General features: G+C 60.6%; 3 protein-coding genes. 1 reads left to right on the forward strand and 2 read right to left on the reverse strand.

Annotated features, from left to right (window positions below):
* Positions 1 to 380: hypothetical protein (locus AB4043_RS22825; protein ID WP_442308193.1), on the reverse strand; the 380-nt coding region annotated here is incomplete at its 3' end.
* Positions 381 to 401: 21 nt separating this feature from the next.
* Here AB4043_RS22825 and AB4043_RS22830 point away from each other — a divergent pair.
* Positions 402 to 1,253 carry a class I SAM-dependent methyltransferase gene (locus tag AB4043_RS22830; protein ID WP_442302246.1) on the forward strand — a complete coding sequence of 284 codons (852 nt, stop codon included), beginning with the start codon at positions 402 to 404 and terminating at the stop codon, positions 1,251 to 1,253.
* Between the two features lie 6 nt (positions 1,254 to 1,259).
* On the opposite strand, the gene AB4043_RS22835 is transcribed toward AB4043_RS22830, so the two are convergent.
* On the reverse strand, positions 1,260 to 1,982 hold the full coding sequence (locus tag AB4043_RS22835; protein WP_442302247.1) for a DNA alkylation repair protein: 723 nt from the start codon (positions 1,980 to 1,982) through the stop codon (positions 1,260 to 1,262).
* Positions 1,983 to 2,314: the final 332 nt, after the last annotated feature.

The raw sequence follows: 2,314 nt of genomic DNA on the forward strand, positions 1-2,314 counted from the left end.
GTGACACCTGTCTGCCGAAAGCCGTCCTTCACGGCCGGGGGAGTATTGCTGAGCACCGCGTTGGCCTCGCGGTAGCCATAGCAGTACCGCGGAGCTCCGGTTTTGCCGTAGTCGGTCGGCTCGTAATAGGCAAGCTTCTCCTCTTTCGTGCGYTTAAGCAGCAGGACCTTCACCAGGGCATCAAGCTGTTGCTGCTCCTTGGGATTGCTGGTCGTGTAGGGGAAGCGCCAACCGGCGGGGAACAGGCAGTCCCGGCGATGTTCCGGCCAGTATTTGTTCAGCCCGGTCATGAAGTTTTCCGGCGTCTCGGCGGATTTACTGTTGCAGCCGGCAATAAGGGAGACAGCGAGCAGAAGAGCAATACGTGCAGGGACTTTCATATCTCGTAAGATGCAAATGGAATGATTGAGGGAACTCCATCGAGAACCGCCCTTCGCGTCGCCATGCGGCGCGCGGCGCACCAGGTTTTTGATCGCCCGCTGGTTCTGGAGGATCCCGTAGCTTTGCGGATTCTTCCTCAGGAGCAGCAGGACGAGGTCAAGCGCACGCCAGACGGCCTGCGTAAACCCTTTTCGGCTGCCATCCGCGCGTTCATGGTGGTCCGTAGTCGCCATGCGGAAGACCTGCTTGGGGCCGCTGTCGCCCGCGGGCTGTCGCAGTATGTGCTGCTGGGCGCGGGCCTCGATACCTTTGCCTATCGCAACCCCTTCTCGGGCCTGCGCGTCTTCGAGGTGGACTTTCCTGCCACCCAGGTCTGGAAGCGCAGCCTGCTGACGGAGGCCGGTGTCCCGGTCCCTGAAAATGCTTGCTACGCTCCCGTGGATTTTGAGGAACATTCGCTGGCGGAGGGACTCGCCGAGGCCGGGTTCGATTTTACGCAGCCTGTTTTCTTTGCCTGGCTGGGAGTGGTGCCTTACCTCACCGAGAGAGGATTTTCCGAGACTCTGCGTTTCATCGCGGAGCGGCCTGCGGGATCGGGCGTGGTCTTCGACTACTCGCAGCCGCGCGAGGTGCTGCCGCCGGTGGAGCAGATGATGCTGGACTCGATGTCGGCGCGCGTGGCCCAGGCGGGCGAGCCCTTCCAGCTCTTCTTCCGCAAAGAGGAGTTGAGCGGCCGACTCACCGAGGCCGGATTCAGGGAGATTGAGGATCTTGGAGGACCGGATCTCTCTGCGCGCTATCTTGCCGGACGAGAGGACGGCCTGGCGCTGCGGGGTAGCGGCGGCCGGATCATCTCGGCCTGGAGAGGGTAGCGGTGTCTACGTTCGGAACTCTCCGCGCAGTAGTTGTTTCCTGCGTTCCTCAGGGAAGCGTTCAATAGCGTAGCGCAGCGCCGTACGTGGCAGACGTGCGTAGTGTTTCTCCAGGAAGTCCAGCAGTTCCGCGGGAGATTGTTTGCCTGCCTCCCGCAACATCCAGCCGATGGCCTTGTGAATGAGGTCATGGCGGTCATGCAGCAGCCTGCGGGCGATGCGGAACGTAGGCGCAAGCTCTCCTTTGCGGATGGAGGCGTAGGTGGAGACGATGGCGATCCGGCGTTCCCATAGCGAGTCAGAGTCCGCGAGACGGTCGAGCAGACCGTACTGTCCCGGAGCAACGTGTTCTCCCACCATGGTCCTTGCCGAAGTATCGACCAGATCCCAGTTGTTCACCCAGGCGGTGTGCTCCAGGTAGAACTGGTGCAGCTCTTCGCGCTGTTCGCTGTCTCCGTCGGCACGTTCGTAGCGGCCGCAGAGCAGGAGCAGGGCAATCAAGCGGTGTTCGTGGAACTTTGAGCGGAGCAGCTTTTCGATCTCAGGCAGAGGGAGATCGCGGAAGTGTTTTGCGATGGCACGTTGTTGCGGAACGGTGAGGCCGAGCAGGAGATCGCCTTCGGCATACTCGCCTTTACCGGTGCGGAAGAATCGCTGGAGAAATGTGGCGCGTGCCGGATCGGCGAGCCGGGCTACTTCTGTCTTGACCGCTGCGGCGGTGATCTTCATGGGTGAAGCCGATTAAACACGAAGCAGCGGTGTATGAATACTGAGACTGTATGGGGGGAGAAGCAGATTTCTCCCCTCCCTCTGGTCGCTCTGCCCGGCCAGCAAAGCCGGCCGGGGACCCTCTGCGAAATGACAAATAAAAGGCTCAAGAAGCTACGTGTTTAAACACCAAAGACCGCATCCAGGTTCGGACTGCGGTCTTCTTCGCCGCACACACGGTGCGCGATCTTTAGTCTTAGAGGTTCTCTTCGGCTTTGGCGGCTCCGGAGCGGGCGGCGGTGATACAAGGTGCGAGAACCATGGCAACAAAAATAATAGCGATGACGATGTCG

The organism is Terriglobus sp. YAF25, assembly GCF_052113305.1.
Lineage (GTDB): Bacteria > Acidobacteriota > Terriglobia > Terriglobales > Acidobacteriaceae > Terriglobus.

Coding starts and splice junctions, on each gene's coding strand:
- AB4043_RS22830 (WP_442302246.1), top strand. CDS start 402: ATGATTGAGGGAACTCCATCGAGAACCGCCCTTCGCGTCGCCATGCGG.
- AB4043_RS22835 (WP_442302247.1), bottom strand. CDS start 1,982: ATGAAGATCACCGCCGCAGCGGTCAAGACAGAAGTAGCCCGGCTCGCC.